Here is an 18,562-nt window from a genome sequence, read left to right as displayed (position 1 = left end):
GAGACACACTCTGGGAAGCGAGTCCGGCTTTTCGCAGATGAGGAGCCTCAAGCGTTATGTCAGATCATCCGTATCGAACGCCGGAACCTTACGCCCAAGCGCCGACACATCCCGCGAGTCGCCCACGAGCGTCTTCACGACAGCATTCATCTGGTCCTCCGTATCAGCCGCCGCCGTCATCGCAGTCAACTGCTCTGGACTGGTAGCACTCTCCAGCAGAACCGTCGCATGCGCCACCGCCACGTGGTCCTGGTTCAGCCCCTCCGGCGTCTTCGCCTTGATTCCCACCTCGCCCGGCTTTACGCCGAGCAACTCTGCCACCCGCTCCCGCAGTTCCCCGGCAATCGGCCCAATCTTCGGGGCCGCAAGCACGAGCACTGTATCTATATTCACGATCCGGTACCCCGCCACCGCAATCTCCTCCAGCGCCGTCTGCAGGAAGATCGACGAGTCAGCGTTCTTCCACCGCGCATCGCTCGGCGGAAAGAAACTGCCAATATCCCCAGCCGAAACTGCGCCAAGCAAGGCGTCGGTGATGGCATGCAGAAGCACATCCCCATCCGAATGTCCGGCGAGACCTTCGCTGTGCTCGATCTTCAAACCGCCAATCACCAGCGGCACACCCGCCTTGAATGCGTGCGAGTCGAAGCCGTATCCGATTCTCATGCTCATTTCGCACCTGCCAGCGTCTTTGACATGACATCAAAATAGAACTCGGCCAACTCCAGATCCCCCGGCTGCGTCACCTTGAAGTTCCGCGCCGACCCCGCCACCACCGCCACCTGCACACCGGCACGCTCCAGCAGACTCGCCTCATCGGTCCCGGCAAATCCATCCGCCTCGGCCTCCGCGAACGCCTTCCGCATCAACCCGCACAGCGCTCCCTGCGGCGTCTGCGCCTGCACCACGCGCTCCCGGGGAATGGTCGACGTAATGATCGCCCCATCCGCCGTCCGCTCTACCTGCTTGATCGTATCCACTGCCGGGAGCCCAACAATCGCCGCCCCATGTTTCACGACTGCATCGATCGTCCGCTCAATCGTGGCCGAATCGATCAGCGGCCGAACCGCGTCGTGCACCAGCACGACATCGTCCTCCGCGCAGTCGAGCGCCGCCAGCGCGTGGCTCACCGACTCTTGGCGATGATCCCCACCCGTCACCACGACGACCTTTTCGGTCAGCCCAAACTCTGCCACCTGAGCCGCTACGCGCTCCATCTCGGTCGCTCTTACCGCGACGATGATCTTCTCCACCCGCGGCACCGCCGCAAACGCCCGCAACGAATGCACAAGAATCGGCGTACCCGCGATAGTAAGAAACTGTTTCGGAGCGACCGGCGTCGCGCCACCCGCGGCCATCCGCGTCCCGATACCCGCTGCTGGAAGAATACAAAAGACTCGCATCAGCCACGAAGTATATCAACTCTGCCGTGCCACGGCGCATCGCGCTACCATCGTCCCCTATGTCGAATCAGCTCGAAACAGAACTGAAGCACATGAGCGACGGCGAACTCCACCGTCTCGCCACCCAGTACGACTCCCTTACCGACGAAGCCCAGCTCCTGCTCCGCGCCGAGTTCGCACATCGCTCGATGGAGCCGCCTTTCATCGAAGAATCCGCCCACGAAGTCCTGCAAGGGGTAGCCACGATCCGCCAATATCGCGATCAGGGCGAGGCCATGCTCGCGCGTAGCGTCCTCGAATCAGCCGGAGTCTCCTGCTTTCTGCGAGACGAAAACACCGTCCGCATCGACTGGCTCTGGTCGAACCTCATGGGAGGCATCCGCCTTCAAGTCGCCGAAGAAGATGTCGCCGCAGCCGAAGCGATCCTCACCCAGCCGATCCCAACTCGCATCCTCCAGCCCGGAGAGCCCGACTACGAACAGCCGCAATGCCCCAAATGCCATTCCCTCGACATCACCTATGAGACCCTGGACCGCAAGGTAGCCGCCACGTCCCTGCTCATTCTCGGCATCCCGCTCCCGAGTCCGATCGAGCGCGATACCTGGCTCTGCCATAACTGCGGCACCAAATGGACCGACGATCCTGACGCCTCCGGAGAGAACTCCCATGCCTGATGCCGACATCGCACGCAGCCTCGCCGAACTCTCCGAAGGCCGCACCGACCTCATCTCCGATCTTCTGGCCGCTGGCCTTTCCGCTAACTTCGTCGATCAGCACGGCGTCTCCCTGATCCAGCACTGCGCCTACTACGGCGACGTCACCGCCATAAAACTCCTTCTGGCGCAGGGCGCGAGCCTCGCCACGCTTGGCCTCGACCTCGGCATCACGGGCGCTGCCTTCCACGGCCACTGGCGCCTCTGCCACTTTCTCCTCGAACAAGGTGCCAACCCCAACCACACCGATTCCGAGAATGGCGAAACTCCCCTCCACGCGGCGCTCTGCACGAACGACCGCGCCGCCCATGACCAGGTCCTCGCCGTCCTCCTCGCCGCCGGAGCCGATCCCAACGCCGCCACCAGGCCTGGAGCCGACACCGGCGGTTTCATGCGGGACGTCCGCACCAAGGGCGAAACGCCCCTCCACCGAGCCGCCGCCTTCGGCACCGAAGACACCATCACCATGCTCCTTGATGCCGGAGCCAGCAAAGAACTCCGAGACGCCAACGGAGACAGCCCTCTTTCCTGGGCAAGCTGGTACCTTCGCCCCAACCCGATCCTCCGTCTTCTCCTCTTCGGCAACTACCGTATCCACCCGCAGAATAAATCCATGCGCGCCAACCTGATCGGCAAGCCTCTGCCCACGCCTCAGACATAGCGCAGACCCGCTACCATCAAGCAAGCATGCCTTTGCTCCCCTTCGACCGCACCCACCTCACCCCCGGCACCCGCGTCTGCGTCGCCATCTCCGGCGGAGCCGACTCCGTAGCCCTCCTCACCGCGCTCCACACCGCGAATACCCTCCCCCGCGAGTCACTCGGCGTCGGCCTCTCCGCCGTCCACGTCCACCACGGCCTCCGCGCCGAAGAAGCCGACGCCGACGCCGCCTTCGTCCAGGATCTCTGCACCCGCCTCAACATCCCCCTGCAAACCCACCACACCTCGGTCCCCGCCCACGTCGAACAAACGGGGGAAACAATAGAAGAAGCCGCCCGCACCCTCCGCTACGAGATCTTCCACAAGCTACTCGCCGAAGGCCATGCGGACGTCCTCCTCACAGCCCACACCCTCGACGACCAGGCCGAAACCGTCCTCATGAAGCTCCTGCGCGGGGCCTGGACCGAGGGCCTCTCCGCCATCCACCCCGTCCTCACCCTCCCCAAAGGCAAAATCCTCCGCCCGCTCCTCGACACCAGCCGAGCCCAGATCGTCGCCCTCCTCACTGAAACCGCGCAGCCCTGGCGCGAAGACTCCTCGAACGCCAGCCCCGCCCACACCCGCAACCGCTTGCGTCACGACATCCTTCCCATCCTCCGCGCTGAAAACCCATCCCTCGACCGCACCCTGGCGAACCTCGCCGAACTAGCCCGTGAGGAAGAAACCCGCTGGCAGACCGAACTGAGCCGCCTGCTCCCCCAGATCCTCCTCCCCGGCAAACCCGTTCGCGGCGGTGGACGCTCCGTCGGCACCGCCCCCGGTTCAGCCGCCGTCGCCATCGAACTCGACCGCCTCCGTGCCCTCGATGCACCCACCCGCCGCCGTGTCCTCCGCGCCGCCGCCCGCTCCCTGGGCCCCAACGGCCCGCGACTCAGCTTCGACGAGACCGCCCGCCTCCTCTCCCTCTGCGGCTTCCGCCATGACCCCACCGTCGCCGCCCGCCCCGGCACCATCCTCGCTCTCTCCCAGAACCTCCGCGCCGAGCGATCCCCCCGCGAACTTCGCCTCTACCTCCAGCCCTCCGCAATCCCCCAAAAGTAATGCGCCAACCCCGGAAGAAGGATCAACAAATCTGCACTTTTCCGTTGAATCTTCCTGCCTGAGAGTAGAATCAGATGTACTTGACGGGGCAAGCTCCCCCATGCCGCCAACTCGCACAAGCACATGGGACTTTCAACACACTTCCTCGTCTAACTAGTTGGGCCGTAAGTTTCAGCGCGCGCCCCGGCTGCTGTCCGTTCAGCTCCATCGTTACGTGTAACACCGGAGAAGCAAGCCGGAACATACAGAGGAAACGCCTTGAATTCGACTGTCAAACAAATTTTGATTTGGGTCTGCATGGTCGCCTGTCTTGTCTTTGCCTGGCAATTCGTCGCCAAGAGCACGGGCATGGGCAAGGATAACCAGCTTAGCTTCAGTGACGTTCTCACCAAGGCCGACGAGGGTAACGTCGCCGACGTCACAGTTAACGGACCCGAGCTCACCGGCCACATGAAGGGAAGCAAGGATCAATTCCACACCACGATCCCCGCCAACTATCCCGACATGTACAAAACCCTGCGCGACCATGGCGTGAACATCAACGTCAAGGACCCGAACGCGAACGCCTGGGTTGGCGTGCTGTTCCAGTTCGCCCCCATCCTGCTTCTGCTCGCGCTCTTCTTCTTCATGATGCGCCAGATGCAGTCCGGCGGAAACAAGGCCCTCAGCTTCGGCAAGAGCCGCGCCCGCCTGCTCTCCATGCAGCAGAAGAAGATCACCTTCAAGGATGTCGCCGGTGTTGACGAGGCCAAGGAAGAGCTCAAGGAGATCATTGAGTTCCTCCGCGAAGCCCAGAAGTTCCAGCGCCTCGGTGGCCGTATCCCCAAGGGTGTCCTGCTCGTCGGACCTCCGGGAACCGGTAAGACCCTGCTCGCCCGCGCGGTTGCCGGCGAAGCGAATGTTCCCTTCTTCTCCATCTCCGGTTCTGACTTCGTCGAGATGTTCGTCGGCGTCGGAGCAAGCCGCGTCCGCGACCTCTTCGAGCAGGGCAAGAAGAACGCCCCCTGCATCATCTTCATCGACGAAATCGACGCAGTCGGCCGTCACCGTGGCGCAGGCCTCGGCGGCGGACACGACGAGCGTGAGCAAACCCTCAACCAGCTCCTGGTCGAGATGGACGGCTTCGAATCGAACGACGGCGTCATCCTCATCGCCGCCACCAACCGCCCTGACGTCCTTGATCCGGCCCTTCTCCGTCCCGGCCGCTTTGATCGCCGCGTCATCGTCGACCGCCCCGACATCAAGGGCCGCGAAGAGGTTCTCCGCGTCCACGCCAAGAAGGTTCCGATGGCGGAAGACGTCAACCTCAACGTGCTGGCTCGTGGGACACCGGGTTTCTCCGGCGCGGACCTCGCGAACATGGTCAACGAGGCTGCCCTTACCGCTGCCCGCTTCAATCGCAAGTCGGTCCACATGTACGACTTCGAAGTGGCGAAGGATAAGGTCCTCATGGGAGCCGAGCGCAAGTCCATGCTCCTCTCCGAAGACGACAAGAAGGACACCGCCTATCACGAGGCCGGTCACGTTCTCGTCGCCGCTAAGCGCAACCACTCCGACCCCCTTCACAAGGTCACCATCATCCCCCGAGGCATGGCCCTCGGCGTGACGATGCACCTTCCCGAAGAGGACAAGCACACCGTCACCAGCGACTATCTCGAGACTCAGCTCGCCATCCTCATGGGTGGACGCTGCGCCGAAGAGATCTTCATGGGACGCAAGACGACAGGTGCCGGCAACGACATCGTCCGCGCCACGGAACTCGCCCGCAAGATGGTCTGCGAGTACGGTATGAGCAACCTCGGCCCCCTGACCTACGGCAAGAAGGAAGAGCAGATCTTCCTCGGCCGCGAGATCGCCCAGGCCCGCGACTACTCGGACGACACGGCAAACAAGATCGATGCCGCCGTTCGCGCCTTCGTCGACGAGGGATATCGCTCCGCGTACGAGATCCTCGACACCCACCACGACGTCATGCACCGGATGGCAACCGCCCTTCTCGAGCGCGAGACCCTTGACGCCGTCGAGATCAGCCTGCTCATTGAGGGCAAGGAGCTGCCCGCAGCCCGCTCGCCTCTCTCGGCGGCCGATCCCGGACCCGGCGACACGCAGGAAGTTCTCAAGCCCGGAAGCGGACGCAAGCCCGGCTTCGGCGAAGGCCACCCCACCCCCGCATAATCAACCATCACCCTGAAACACAAGTGAGGCGGCCCACACGGGTCGCCTCTTCTTCTTAAGCCCACCCGCGAGGCCAGATGCTCGACCGCCCCTCCCAGCTCCTCCGCCTCGAAGACACCACCCTCTTCTTAGCCACGCTCATCCTCTACCAGTACCTCCACGGAAGCTGGCTCCACTTCGCCCTCTTCTTCTTCATCCCCGACCTCTTCATGCTCGGCTTCCTGCTCGATTCGCGCATCGGAGCCACGATCTACAACCTCGCCCACACGCTCACACTGCCCATCCTCCTCTTCCTCGCCGCCTCCTGGAGGCACCGTCTCCTCACGGAGCCCATCGCCGTCATCTGGGCCGCGCACATCGCCTTCGACCGCCTTCTCGGCTACGGCTTGAAATATCCAACAGGGTTCAAAGACACACACCTCCAGCGCCTCGCCTGAGTGCAACAATAGAGGCAGACGCATGCGCCTTCCCCAAATCAAAACCCTGCTCCTCCTGCCGATCCTGCTTCTCCTGACGAGCTGCGGCTACCACGCCGCCGGCTCCGCCACCCACATCCCCACCTCGGTCCACACCCTCGCCGTCCCCATCTTCACCACGCACAGCCAGGCGTACCACACGGAAGTCGCCTTCACCCAGGCCACTATCCGCGAGCTCAACACCCGCACCAAGTACGTCATCGAGTCCAAAGACGCAGCCGACGCCGACGCCACCCTCACCGGCACCATCCTCGCCCAGTCCGTCGCGCCCCTCACCTACGACTCCACCTCCGGCCAGACCTCCAGCTATCTCATCACCGTCACCGCCCGCATCCTCCTCACCGCTCGCGACGGCACCGTCCTCTACCGCAACGACTCCCTCGCCTACCGCGAGCAGTACCAGTCCACCCAGGACCTCACCCTCTTCGTTCAGGAGGACAGCTCCGCCGTCCGCCGCATCGCCCGCGACTTCTCCCAGGCCCTCGTCAGCGACATGCTGGAGAGCTTCAAATGAGCAAGCCCTCCCTCCGCTCCTTCGCAAGTACGGACCGCTTCCTCGCCGAGATCGCCACCCCCGCCCTGCGCCCCGGCTACGTCCTCCTCGGCGACGAGGTCTTCCTCTACCAGCGCTGCCGCACCGGCGTCCTCGCCACATTGGCCCCCGCCGACACCCGCGATTTCTGCCTCCACGACCTCGACCTCGCCGAAACCAGCATCTTCGACGTCCTCGATCTCGCCCAGACCCCCAGCCTCATGGCCCCCTTCCAGGTCTTCTTCGTACGCAACCTCAAGACCCTCTACGGACGCGGCAGCAAGAAGGAAGAGTTCGCCGCCATCGACGCCTACTTCCGCTCGCCCAACCCCCAGGCCGTCATCCTCTTCGTCGCAGACCATCTCCACATCCCCACCGACCTCCGCCGCATGGACATGCAGGACAAGGAGCGCTACGACCGCATCCGCGAGACCCTCGGCGACTGGTGCTCCCTCGTCGAACTCGCCCGCGTCGACGAGCCCGACGCCGTCCGCTGGCTCACCGAAGCCGCCCTCACCCGCTCCGTCGCCTTCGACCCCGACGCCGCCCGCGAGCTCGTCGACGCCCTCGGTGCCGACATGATGCTCATCGCCAGCGAGTTCGAAAAGCTGGCCCTCTACGTCACCGCCCCCGAAATCTTGAAGTCGCTCGGCCCCGAGGCCCGCCCCCGCATCACCCTCGGCGATGTCGAAACCATGGTCCTGGCCGCCAAGCAGCGCAGCCTCTACGAGCTCACCGACGCCATCTCCCTCCGCGACCGCCCCCGGGCCCTCCTCCTCCTCCACGGCCTCCTCAACGCGTCGGACGGCGGCGAAGACTCGAGCATCGGCCACCTCTACATGCTCGCCCGCACCTTCCGCCAGATGCTCATCATCCACGAGAAGAACGTCCGCGACTCCCGCGCAATCTGGGGCGTCCTCTGGCAGGGCTTCCGCATGCCCCCCTTCGCCGCCGAAGACCTCATAAGACAAGCCCGCCGCTACAAATCCCGAGCCCCCCTCACCCGCGCCCTGCGCCTGATAGCCCGCGCCGACCTGGAGCTCCGCAGCTCCCCCGCCAACAAGCTCCTAGTCCTAGAGCGCCTCATCCTGGCCCTAGCCACCGACCCCACCCCAAGCCCCTACGAAGCCACCCAATTCGCCATGGAACTCTAGGTTTCAAACTCGTACAGCTGGGTAGTTAGCGGAAAGCTCTTCCGCCTCCCAGTCCTTGTATGTTCGCTTTGGGTTATTCGCAAGCACCCAGGCGATGGGGCCTGCTGTCGCGCGCCCGTTCAGAACAGCGCCAGCCGCACTCGGGCTGCTAAAAGCGTACGACTTGCTAAAGCGGCGTTGCACACCGTCTTCGAGATAGACCCCACTTTCAACCAGTTCATCGAATAGCTTTTGGTAATTATGTTCCACCCCGATCCACTTCGCTCGGCCTATGGAACCGGCTTGAACCACGAACTCACCATTCTCCAGCCGCGCGGTTGCGTTCACTTCCCCATTGGCCAATCTCAACGAAAACACTGCAGACACCTTGCTTTCCACTGGGCTAGGAGTAGCAGACTTCGGAGCTTGGGTTCGAGTCTTGACGAGAAAGCCATCTACGCGGATAGCTGGAAGTATAGTTAGAACATAATCGACGAACTGCTCCATGTTTGCCTGCGCCGCCTCCGACAGCGTTGGCTTAGGGGGTGTATTTGCGTTCTCAAGCTTCATCCGCCCCGCCCGACGCGCTTCTTCTACCAGTCGCGACTCGAGATACTTTACATGCGCTTTATTAAGGCTGTTTGCCGCACTAGTAATCAAGATAGCCTGTGTCCACCAATCACGATTCGCGTCGTGATTTCGGATACGTGCTGCCACGTCGTCACTCTCGCCAATGTAGACGCGCACTAAATTACTGTCATCGCTATCTCCAAGTAAGAGATAGATACCGGTGAAGCTAGCTTCCGCCCGCTTGAGCGCCTCCGCTAAACGGATTCTCGGTGCGACCAGCACGTGTCCCGTCCAGTTAAAGATTTCCGCGGTGAGCATGCCGTCGGGTGTTCCGTCGATGAAGAACAATTCAAGGGATTGCCCACGATTCGCCATCTGTGATCTCTTCTCCAAGACAAACGCAACGCGAGAAAGGATGTAAAGCATCAGCCAAAGAGCATCAGCTTGAGCCGATATAAATAGGCTGCAAAGGCCACCAACCCGAAAATGCAGAACGTTGCATTCACCTTCGCGCGCCTGCTGTCCCTCGCACGCTCAAAGAAGTAAAGAAGCGGAAAGGTAAGAAGAAAACTGGATGAGAAGAGGTAGATCAAGTCGGCGCGGAAACCGCCCAAACGAAGGTTTCCAAAGAGTTGATCAGCCGCGCCAGAGTGGCGCCCATCACCTTCGTACCAAATCGACCAGGTGAAAACAACAAGCATTAGGTTCAAGAGGACGATCGTCCGCAACAGGATGCTGCATAACCGAGAATCCGTAAAGGGTAGCCCCTCCTCGTTGATTTGCGGCAAGACTTTCATGATTCGCTCCTAATCTCTGTATTCGTCTCGTCATCACCAGCACATCCGAGACTCAGTCAGAAGTCAAGAGCGGACTCCCCTCACGATCGCGCCGGAAGCTTCAGCGATGAGCCGCTCCGGCCAGCGTACCCACGCCAAGCTCCTACGAAGCAGTCCAGCTCACGAGAGAGCTTTAGCTGCCAACTAGTGAAACATAGCCTTCATCACGGCCTCCATATCCGCATCCCGATCACTCGCAACATCCCCCACCGTCGCCTTAACCAGCACATCCGGAGTAACCCCCGCATCCGCCGCCGCCGTCAGCGGAAACGTCCCAATCAACGGCAGATCCATCTCAATCCCAGAGTGAGGCAGCCGCAAAAAGAAGAAAGCCCCACCATTGATCCCGCGCTGGCTTCCACCCGTCGGCTGCCCAACCAGCGTCCCAAGATGAAGCCTCTGCACACTCTGCGCAAACTGAAACGTAGCCGAGCTATTCACCGCATCGATCAGACAAAGACCTTGCCCTTGAACCGCTTCCCCGCCGGCTTGATCACATCCCCCGACTCCCCATCGTCATAGCGCTTCAACCTCAGATACGACACGCCCACCGGAGCCGTAGGCCACGGTTCGGACATATCCATCGCCGAGCCACCCCAGTCCCGAAAGCTCTTATCCCAGGTATCGAGATAAGGAACCAGATCATCCGGCACCTTCCGATACCGCACCAGCCGCCGCATCGACGAGAGCGTAACCGGCGCATCGATGAGATACGGAATAATTTCATTCCCGACATCGTCTCCCCCTTCGTTGCCCCGAAGATCGAGAACGAGCCCAGGCGACCCACGCTCGGCTAACTCATCCAGATGCCCGTGAAGCCACGTCTTCCAATCCCACTTGCTGTTATAGAGAGCCCAGGTCGGCATCCGCAGATAAGCGCTTCCATCCGGCAGATACCTCCATTCAAAGAGCGCCTGATCACCACCTTTGCGCTGCGCCTCCCGCTCCTTGATCGGCGCAATCCGCTCCTCGAACGTCAGCGTCTTCACCGACACCCGTTCCTCTCGCCTCGCATTCGGCTTCTTAGTCACCAGAGCCACGCTACCTCCCGCCGACGGAAAGAACATCGGGAAGTAAAGATCGAACGTCTCGTACTCGCTATCGCCATTCACCCCAAGCTGCGCGACCCGCTTGCTATCGTTCGCTCCATCGGCACGCGCAACCGACAGCAGCCGGGCAAGAACCGCCGAAGCCGCCACCCCATTGATCCACGTCACCTCCGTCCCGCGAGGAAGCACACGGCCAACCGTAAAATCCCGCGTCACAATCATGCGCCGGTCGATCCACTCAAAGTAGAACGGAAGCCGCGTCGGGCTCTTGAACAGCGCCTCCACGACAGCCTTCGACTGGTTGAAAGGATTCGCCTGCGTATGCCCGCACTTCACACTCGCAGCGAACTCCGAAAACGCCAGAAAGGCATCCTGGAGCGTCTGGTTATGATCGAGGCGGTGGTCTAACGCAACGAACTTCCCATCCATCTCCGCCTTCGTGCTGTACCGATAGAGCCCCGGATGCAGCGTCTCATACGCGCTCCGGAGAATCGCGGCATCCGCCCGAAGATCGCTCGCACTGATCTTCACAGCATTACCCGTCTGCCCATGACACGCCAGGGCAGCAAGCAGGAAAAGAACAAACTCCAAGGAACGCTTCAACGGTTGAGCCCCCGCAAGAGAATACGGCTCACCGCTGGCAAAGCAAACTCTTATTCGCGCGTCATGCCTGATCGCAAAAATCCAAGACGGTAACGTTCGTCTCACGGATGATGCTGCGCCCAGACCGTAAGTCCATGCGCGAACTCCGTCCTATCCACCGCACTCGATATCGGCGGTGTCACCAAAAACAAAACCGCCCCAACCACCGTCACCAGCAGCGGCTTCCGCCACGTAAACAGGTCGAACACAAATAGAGCCGCAATAATCCCAAGCGGAATCCCAGGGATCAGGAACGGATAGTGGCCGATCACGATTGGGATCCGCGAGAGCGCTGGAGGCAGAAGCATGCAATTCGCGATCAGCAGAATCCGCTTATGCACCTTCCGGTCATTCCTCTTCCAGATCGCCACCGCAACGAAAGCCCCAAACACCAGGATCCCAATCACGTTATCGATCAGAAACGAAGTAGGCGTAAAGAACGAAGGCAGCACCGCCCCACGCCTCAGCGTCCCGAACGGAGCCAGCACCCCGAGCACCACCATCAACCCCGCGATCACCGCCCCCAGCACTCCAAGCTTCCGGTGCAGCCGGACATTTCCAGCCGCCACCAGACTCGACTGGACTACAAACAAGATGATCCACGAAGAAAACACCGCCCCATGCAGGTGAACCAGCAAACTAGGCAGCTTCGCAAACATCGCCCCACGCAGAAAGTAAGTCTGCGCAAAGCCGACGACCACCATCACCAGCATCAGCACGGACATCGTCGTGAAGAAGATGTCATCCGCAGTACGAGTCCTGACAGGACGAGCAACAAGGGTAGCCATAGGGTTCGGGAGAGTAGTGAAAAGTACCAGCTCAGTGTTTCTTCCGATCTTTCCCCTGAATGCCCGCCCCGTCAATTAAAAACTCGCGACCCCGAACCTACCCGCCAGCCCGCGCAGCATGCTCCCGCACAATCTCAAGCACCTCCTCGGTCCCAGTCAGCGGCTGCTCCGACTCGGGAACCTTCGCTCCCGCCGCGAGCAGCATCTTCACCACCGCCGGATAGTCCCCGCCATCGCGATACCAGCCATGGACCGATCCATACAGTGTCCAAGCCAGCGGACTCCCGCCATGTTCCGACTCAAACACATTCACTTCGGCCCCATGCTCAAGCAGGTTCCGAACCATCTCGGCATTGCCATGAAACGCAGCGAAGTGAAGGGCAGTCTGCCCCGTCTCCATCGCAGGAGTAGCAGGCCACCCCGCTCCAAGCAGAAGATGCATCGCTCCCGTACTGTTCCGCGTCGCCACGCCGATGATCCTCCGTGCATTGAGCGAAAGCTTCTTCATCACCTCCGGATGCCCCGCAAAAATCCGCTGAAAGGCACTCTCGTCCCCCACCTCCGCCGCGTTGATCAGCCGCAGCCACACCGGGCTGCGTTGCATAAGCAGGGCAAACACATCCGCGTGTCCAAACTGGTTCGCGATCATATGCGGAGTTCGCGTCCACCCAAAGCCAAAGATATAAATCGCCCCACCAGACTCCGGATTTTCCTTCGGAAAGTACCGGTCCGAGACCGTCATGCGCGACGTATCCGGATCGTCGTCGAGGATCTGCTCCGCCAGCCCAAGGTCCCCAATCGCCGCCGCCACGAAGATGTCGGCCTTCGCTCCCCGCGCAATCAGAAAGCGCGCAACCTCATGCCGGTAAGGCTTCGCCGACACCATGTACTGCACCGCCGTTGACTCATGATCGATGTCCCGCCCATCGATCTCCGCTCCAGCATCGAGCAGCATCGCCGCAATCTCCACGGTAGCCGCATAGTGCAGCGGAAACTGCCCATCCCCACCCCGCGCCCGTACCAAGGCCGGATCAGCCGTAAGCAACTCCCGCACACGATCCACCATGCCAAGCCGGGCCGCCGCGTGGAGATCAACGGTCGCTCCCCGCTCGATGAGATATGCCGAAAGCTCCGGATTCGCGTAATCTAGCACGCCGAACCCACCCGCCCACCACTGCGTCCGCACATGGACGTCAGCGCCGAACTCCACCAGCACCTCGATCACCGCGCGGTTCTGCTTATTCGCGGCCGCAACGATAGCCTGCTCGCCGAACCCATAGTTCGGCAAAGGCTCATTGATCCGTGCCCGCAGAGAAGCATGCCGCGTCAGCACCTCTCGCACGGCCACAGCATCTCCAGCCTTGACCGCAGCCCCAAGCGCCTGGAAAGGCTCCGCTGAAGCCATCTCCACGTGCAGTTTGAGCGCGGCCCAGGTATGGAAGCCATACTCCCGCGCGACAACGTGCAGCGCGTCAGCAAGCTTCAGCGTCGAGCCAACAGAGAACGCAGCAAAACGCCCCAAAGCTTCAGGCTCGGACGCATGAACGCCGCGCAACAGATCGCGGGCTTGTTTTTTGAGATGTTCGAGGTCGGGACGCGCGGGAAGTTCGCGAATAGGCATGACTCACTCCTTCTTTATGTATCCGCGATCCGCTTCGCCGGACGAGAAGAGAGTGGGTTGTATCGTGCAGGTGAAGCAGAAGGCGGGATCATCCCTTTCCGCGGACGGGGCGCACCCTTCAGTGCAGCATCGAGATTATCAGCCTCGGCAAACCCCGTCCAGATCCTTAGCAGCTAAAAAGGCTTCTTAAGGAGCCTGCCCGTCCCCTTCACAATCTTGCCCGTTCCCTTCCCCGTTCCCACCGCAACGTTCTTCCCCGCCGATCCCGCACCCTTCCCGACATTCTCCGCCGCGCCAACTGGATGCAGCGTCACCAGGTCACCCGCGCCCTTGCCAGCTCCCTCCGCGAGATTCCCCGCACCTTTACCTGCCCCCTTGCCAATATCGCCACTCCCGCTCCCGATATCCCCACCCGGACTCCGCCCAGCAGGCACTTGCGCAGCCGGTTGCGTCGTCTGGGCTGGCGTCGTCGTCTGATTCTGCCCATACGCACAAACCCCAAATCCAAGCACTCCCGCCAACAACAATCCGTATCTCACGTGTCCTACCTCCACTTCATTGGATGTCGCGACGCCACCTCGGGGTGTGCACGAGCCCCTTCCTGCTAGCATCGTTACTGAAGAAAATGACGACGAACCCGACCCAGACCTACGCCACCCAGCCCACCACCCGCGTCCGCATCGCCCCTTCCCCCACCGGCGACCCCCACGTCGGCACCGCCTACATCGGCCTCCTCAACTTCCTCTACGCCCGCCAGCGCGGCGGCCAGTTCATCCTCCGCATCGAGGACACCGACCGCGCCCGCTTCGTCGCCACCTCCGAGCAGGAGATCTTCGACTCCCTCCACTGGCTAGGCCTCACCTGGGACGAAGGCCCCGACGTCGGCGGTCCTCACGGTCCCTACCGCCAGTCCGAGCGCACCGGGATCTACCGCGAATACGTCCAGAAGCTCCTCGACAACAACACCGCCTACCGGTCTTTTGAAACTCCCGAAGAGCTCGAGGCTCTCCGCAAGTCCCAGATCGCCGCCAAGCTCCCCCCCCGCTACAACGGAGCCCACCGCGAACTGACCCCAGACCAGATCGCTGCCTACGAAGCTGAAGGCCGCCCATCCGTCATCCGCCTCAAGGTCCCGACCGAAGGCTCGACGACCTTCCGCGACGAACTCCGCGGCGACATCACCTTCGACCACACCAACGTCGACGACCAGATCCTCATGAAGTCCGACGGCTTCCCCACCTACCACCTCGCCAACGTCGTCGACGACCACCTCATGCGCATCACCGACGTCATCCGCGCCGAGGAGTGGATCTCCTCCACACCCAAGCACGTCCTCCTCTACAACGCCTTCGGCTGGGATCTCCCCAAGTTCTGGCACATGCCGCTGCTGCGCAACATCGACAAGAGCAAGATCTCTAAGCGCAAGAATCCCGTCTCGCTCATCTTCTACCGCCAGGCCGGCTTCCTCCCCGAGGCGGTCATCAACTTCCTCGGCCTCATGGGCGGAGGGATGCCGCAGACCAGCGGCACCATCGAAGACAAGACCCACGCCGCCACCGCCGACCTCTTCACCATCCCCGACATGATCGAGCGCTTCTCGTTCGCGAAAATCTCCCTCGGCGGACCCGTCTTCGACCTCGTCAAGCTCAAATGGCTCAACGGCGAGTACCTCCGCGCCCTCACCCCGGAAGCCTTCTTCCAGACCCTCCGCGCCACGGTCTTCTCGGACGACTTCCTCCGCCAGCTCGTCCCGCTGATCCAGACCCGCGTAGAAATTCTCGGTCAGACCGGCGACCTCACCGACTTCCTCTTCTCCGACTCAGTGATGCCCCCGCAAGACCTCTTCGTCCCCAGGAAACGAACGCTCGAAGAGACCCTAACCTTTACCGCCGACCTCCTCACAACCCTCGAAGCCACCCCCTGGACGGTCGAAGCCATCGAGCCCGCAATGAAAGCTTTGGGCGCAGAAAAGGAGTGGTCGGTGAAGGAAAACTTCATGCTCCTGCGAGCCATCATCACCGGTAAGACCGCGTCGCCACCGCTGCTCGAAAGCCTCATCGTCTTCGGCAAAGCCCGCAGCCTCGACCGCGTTCGCCGCTTTCTCGAAACCCAGAAGAAGCTGGCAAACACAAGAAAATAGATCAGCGCACGAAGAGTCTCCGAACATCCTGTGCCCCGTGAAGCACTCGCAAAATCTTCACGGGGCAGACTGCTCACGCGCGACGTTGACGCTCAGCTCAAACCCTCTCCATATCGCGCATCTCGTCGCGAAAGTCCTCGATAGGCGTCAACTCCCCGCGCTCCGCCTCCTGTCAGGCCGTCTCGAGCCCGTCTCTCTGCTCCTGCAGGCTCTCCCCCCGCCACTGCTCCCGCTCATGCAGCAGCTCAACCACCTCGGCAATGTACTCATCCACGCTGGCATACCGGCCGCTCGCGACGTCTTCTTTCACCACTTCCTCAAGCTCCGGGCTCAGCCTGATTTCCAGGCAAGACAGCCTACCACCTCTCCCGTAACCCCATCCGTTACCCTGCTTTCACGACAAACACCGGGTAAACTAGCCCCATGAACGGGGCCCAGAACGCCATGATCGCCAGGCTCGCCCACCCATCCCGCGTCCAACGCGCCCTCGCTTGGTCCGTGTGCGTCCTGCTCGTCTCTCTCTTCTTTTTCGCGGCCCAGCGCGTTCTCGCCGTCACCACCATCTTCCACGAAGAGATCCTTCAGGCCGCCTTCGCCCTGATCGCGGCCACGGTCACAGCCCTGATCGCAGCCGCCATCCTCCATCGCGTCCAGCCTTCAGAAAGCTCCGCCGCCACCCGCATCGAGCATGAGCGCTTCCTCGCCGCCGCGGAAAGCAGCCTTGATGACTTTTACATCTTCGACGGCATCCCCAGCGCCGCAGGCGAGATCGTCGACTTCCGCTTCTCCCACATCAATCCCAACGCCGAGCGCCGCCTCAAAGTCCAGCGCGGCGAACTCCTCGGAAAGGTCCTCACCGAGGTCCGCCCCTTCATGATCACCTCGGGCCTCATCGAGAAGTACCGCGAAGTCGTCCGCACCGGCGCCTCCTACATCACAGAAGTCTTTATCGACGACGAGATGATCCAGGCCACCTGGCTCAACGTCCAGGTCGTCAAGCTCGGCGACGGCATCGCCATTACCAGCCGCGACGTCACCGAACGCAAGCGCCTCGACGACCAGGTCACCTATCTCGCCCACTACGATCAGCTCACCGGCCTGCCCAACCGCACCCTCCTCCAGGACCGCCTTCGCCAGGCCATCCTGCGCGCCAGCCGCTATAAGCAGAAGATCGCCATCTTTCTCTTCGATATCGACCGCTTCAAGTCCATCAACGACACCTACGGCCACGCCGAGGGCGACGCGCTCCTCGCGGCTCTCGGCAAAAGTCTGTTCGCCACCATGCGCAAGTGCGACACCATCGCCCGCATGGGCGGAGATGAGTTTGTTGTTCTTATGCAGGACTTCCACGATCTGGAAGACGTCACCCGCTGCGGCCTTGAAATCGTCCGCAACGCCGCCCGGCCGTTGCTCCTCGGCGACCACGACATCTCCACCACGATTAGCGCCGGAGTATGTGTTTATCCCGACTGCGGCCTCGATCCCGACCAGCTTCTCCGAAACGCTGACCTGGCCATGTACTCGGTCAAAAAATCCGGTGGCAACGGGCTGCACATCTACAGCGAACACCCGGCACCGCAGGAGCTAAAAGCTACTTCGCCGTAAACACCACGCTTACTGGCAGCGACTTCGGCGGGTAACACGCCGCATGATCGCAAGCCTGGTATCGCAGCACTCCATCGACGGTATGGTCGCCCTTCGCAGCCTCCACCGGAACCTTTACCGTGAACGCCCCCGAATACACATCCAGCTTCTCACCCGGCTCGAAGCTGAAGCTATACTCCTGCCCCTTCGGATACTCGGCGGGCAGAGCCTTCACCCCATCCGCCGGCTTCAACGTCAGGTTCGTCGGAATCAGCAGTTCCGACTTCGGCGTATGCGAGTTGACGTGGAACCCATCGTTCACCGTGAACTTCAACTCCAGCACGCCCTTCTTGCCGGCGGCCACGGTCTGCTGCTCCGCGCCATAGACGACATAGCTCTTCGGCTTCGCTGGCCCCGGGGCATCCAACTGCCCCATCTGCAGCAATCCAGCCAAAGCCAGCACACCAAAGCGAACGATCACAGCCCGGCTCCGATGATTTTCTTGATATGCGCCTCAACCTCGTCCTTAGGAGCCAGTCCAACCGTCTCCTCCACCACCGTCCCCGTCTTATCGACATAGAACGAGGTCGGCAGCGAGTCCACCCCGCCATAGAGATTGGCAACCTTGTTGTCCGTCATCAGCACTGGGTAAGACACTCCCGTCCGCTTGGCGGTCTTCACAATCTCATCTTTCGGAGCATCATCTTCCGCGATCCCAAGCACCTCAAACCCCTGGTCCTTGTACTTCGCCCGATACTCTTCAAACCACGGCATTTCAAGCTTGCACGGCGCGCACCACGTAGCCCAGAAGTTCACCAGCACCGGCCGCCCCTTATAGTCGCTCAGCGAAACCTTCTTGCCCGAAGTGTCTACCAGCGTGAACCCAGGCGCCATCTTCCCGCGTAGGATCGTCGTCGGGTTCTCCCCACCTCCCGCGGCTCCCACGGCAGCCGTCTGTCCCGGCGCATCTTTCGTCAAAACGATGTGATTCGCGTTCGCCGCCTGCATCGCAAGCCGGCGCTCGCGCAGGTTATGCCACCCCGCCCAAAGCAGAAGACTCACACCCAACACGATTGCCGTCAACACCAGAACACTGCGCTTCATCCGAGAGACTCCCACGGCTGCCGGACCCTGAAAAG

The 18,562-nt window shown here is 61.7% G+C and carries 21 protein-coding genes; 9 read left to right on the top strand and 12 right to left on the bottom strand.

Annotation, left to right across the window (positions count from 1 at the left end):
* Positions 1–54 precede the first annotated feature (54 nt).
* Positions 55–672, bottom strand: a complete 618-nt coding sequence (ispF, locus tag GRAN_RS21195; protein ID WP_128914995.1) for a 2-C-methyl-D-erythritol 2,4-cyclodiphosphate synthase — start codon at positions 670–672, stop codon at positions 55–57.
* A complete protein-coding gene (gene ispD, locus GRAN_RS21190) occupies positions 669–1,403 on the bottom strand; it encodes a 2-C-methyl-D-erythritol 4-phosphate cytidylyltransferase (RefSeq protein WP_128914994.1) in 735 nt (244 codons plus the stop codon). Before ispD ends, ispF begins: the two co-directional genes overlap by 4 nt.
* Before the next feature lie 92 nt (positions 1,404–1,495).
* On the opposite strand from ispD, the gene GRAN_RS21185 reads away from it, so the two are divergent.
* From GRAN_RS21185 to holA, 7 genes are all read left to right on the top strand, one after another.
* A complete protein-coding gene (locus tag GRAN_RS21185; RefSeq protein WP_161571086.1) occupies positions 1,496–2,077 on the top strand; it encodes a putative signal transducing protein in 582 nt (193 codons plus the stop codon).
* A complete protein-coding gene (locus tag GRAN_RS21180; RefSeq protein WP_128914992.1) occupies positions 2,070–2,777 on the top strand; it encodes an ankyrin repeat domain-containing protein in 708 nt (235 codons plus the stop codon). The genes GRAN_RS21185 and GRAN_RS21180 overlap by 8 nt, the downstream gene beginning before the upstream one ends.
* 26 nt (positions 2,778–2,803) lie before the next feature.
* Positions 2,804–3,877 carry a tRNA lysidine(34) synthetase TilS gene (gene tilS, locus GRAN_RS21175; protein WP_128914991.1) on the top strand — a complete coding sequence of 358 codons (1,074 nt, stop codon included), beginning with the start codon at positions 2,804–2,806 and terminating at the stop codon, positions 3,875–3,877.
* 258 nt (positions 3,878–4,135) lie between these two features.
* A complete protein-coding gene (gene ftsH, locus GRAN_RS21170) occupies positions 4,136–6,052 on the top strand; it encodes an ATP-dependent zinc metalloprotease FtsH (protein WP_128914990.1) in 1,917 nt (638 codons plus the stop codon).
* A 77-nt stretch (positions 6,053–6,129) separates the two neighbouring features.
* A complete protein-coding gene (locus tag GRAN_RS21165; RefSeq protein ID WP_128914989.1) occupies positions 6,130–6,489 on the top strand; it encodes a DUF4260 domain-containing protein in 360 nt (119 codons plus the stop codon).
* Between the two features lie 22 nt (positions 6,490–6,511).
* On the top strand, positions 6,512–7,042 hold the full coding sequence (lptE, locus tag GRAN_RS21160; RefSeq protein ID WP_128914988.1) for an LPS assembly lipoprotein LptE: 531 nt from the start codon (positions 6,512–6,514) through the stop codon (positions 7,040–7,042).
* Positions 7,039–8,214, top strand: coding sequence for a DNA polymerase III subunit delta (holA, locus tag GRAN_RS21155; RefSeq protein ID WP_128914987.1), 1,176 nt, complete (start codon positions 7,039–7,041; stop codon positions 8,212–8,214). Before lptE ends, holA begins: the two co-directional genes overlap by 4 nt.
* Before the next feature lie 3 nt (positions 8,215–8,217).
* Here holA and GRAN_RS21150 read toward each other — a convergent pair whose 3' ends face one another.
* The 7 genes from GRAN_RS21150 to GRAN_RS21120 form a co-directional block, all read right to left on the bottom strand.
* A complete protein-coding gene (locus GRAN_RS21150; RefSeq protein ID WP_206662814.1) occupies positions 8,218–9,138 on the bottom strand; it encodes a GIY-YIG nuclease family protein in 921 nt (306 codons plus the stop codon).
* 50 nt (positions 9,139–9,188) lie between these two features.
* Complete coding sequence (locus GRAN_RS21145) at positions 9,189–9,560, bottom strand: hypothetical protein (protein ID WP_128914986.1); 372 nt, start codon at positions 9,558–9,560, stop codon at positions 9,189–9,191.
* A 183-nt stretch (positions 9,561–9,743) separates the two neighbouring features.
* Complete coding sequence (locus GRAN_RS21140; RefSeq protein WP_206662813.1) at positions 9,744–10,040, bottom strand: S41 family peptidase; 297 nt, start codon at positions 10,038–10,040, stop codon at positions 9,744–9,746.
* 8 nt (positions 10,041–10,048) lie between these two features.
* The gene (locus GRAN_RS21135) at positions 10,049–11,239 is read right to left on the bottom strand and encodes a S41 family peptidase (RefSeq protein WP_128914984.1); all 1,191 of its coding nucleotides are present in this window, start codon (positions 11,237–11,239) and stop codon (positions 10,049–10,051) included.
* A 113-nt stretch (positions 11,240–11,352) separates the two neighbouring features.
* Positions 11,353–12,078: a hypothetical protein gene (locus GRAN_RS21130; RefSeq protein WP_128914983.1), complete on the bottom strand. Its 726-nt coding sequence runs from the start codon at positions 12,076–12,078 to the stop codon at positions 11,353–11,355.
* 97 nt (positions 12,079–12,175) lie between these two features.
* Complete coding sequence (locus GRAN_RS21125; protein WP_128914982.1) at positions 12,176–13,699, bottom strand: ankyrin repeat domain-containing protein; 1,524 nt, start codon at positions 13,697–13,699, stop codon at positions 12,176–12,178.
* 173 nt (positions 13,700–13,872) lie between these two features.
* A complete protein-coding gene (locus tag GRAN_RS21120) occupies positions 13,873–14,238 on the bottom strand; it encodes a hypothetical protein (RefSeq protein ID WP_128914981.1) in 366 nt (121 codons plus the stop codon).
* Positions 14,239–14,324: 86 nt separating this feature from the next.
* Here GRAN_RS21120 and gltX point away from each other — a divergent pair, with 86 nt between their 5' ends.
* The gene (gltX, locus tag GRAN_RS21115; RefSeq protein WP_128914980.1) at positions 14,325–15,839 is read left to right on the top strand and encodes a glutamate--tRNA ligase; all 1,515 of its coding nucleotides are present in this window, start codon (positions 14,325–14,327) and stop codon (positions 15,837–15,839) included.
* Between the two features lie 172 nt (positions 15,840–16,011).
* On the opposite strand, the gene GRAN_RS25620 is transcribed toward gltX, so the two are convergent.
* Positions 16,012–16,149 (bottom strand): hypothetical protein, encoded by a 138-nt coding sequence (locus GRAN_RS25620; RefSeq protein ID WP_161571085.1) that lies wholly within the window; start codon positions 16,147–16,149, stop codon positions 16,012–16,014.
* Between the two features lie 113 nt (positions 16,150–16,262).
* Between GRAN_RS25620 and GRAN_RS21110 the strand changes: the two genes are divergently transcribed.
* Positions 16,263–17,444, top strand: coding sequence for a sensor domain-containing diguanylate cyclase (locus GRAN_RS21110; protein WP_128914979.1), 1,182 nt, complete (start codon positions 16,263–16,265; stop codon positions 17,442–17,444).
* Here the strand turns inward: GRAN_RS21110 and GRAN_RS21105 are convergent.
* Positions 17,431–17,904, bottom strand: coding sequence for a protein-disulfide reductase DsbD domain-containing protein (locus GRAN_RS21105; protein WP_241655053.1), 474 nt, complete (start codon positions 17,902–17,904; stop codon positions 17,431–17,433). The genes GRAN_RS21110 and GRAN_RS21105 overlap by 14 nt on opposite strands.
* Positions 17,901–18,527 (bottom strand): peroxiredoxin family protein, encoded by a 627-nt coding sequence (locus tag GRAN_RS21100; RefSeq protein WP_128914978.1) that lies wholly within the window; start codon positions 18,525–18,527, stop codon positions 17,901–17,903. Before GRAN_RS21100 ends, GRAN_RS21105 begins: the two co-directional genes overlap by 4 nt.
* Positions 18,528–18,562: the final 35 nt, after the last annotated feature.

The sequence above is a fragment of the Granulicella sibirica genome (genome assembly GCF_004115155.1).
Taxonomy (GTDB): domain Bacteria; phylum Acidobacteriota; class Terriglobia; order Terriglobales; family Acidobacteriaceae; genus Edaphobacter; species Edaphobacter sibiricus.
Note: the sequence above shows the minus strand (reverse complement) of the source record. Positions and strands in the feature narration are given on the sequence as shown.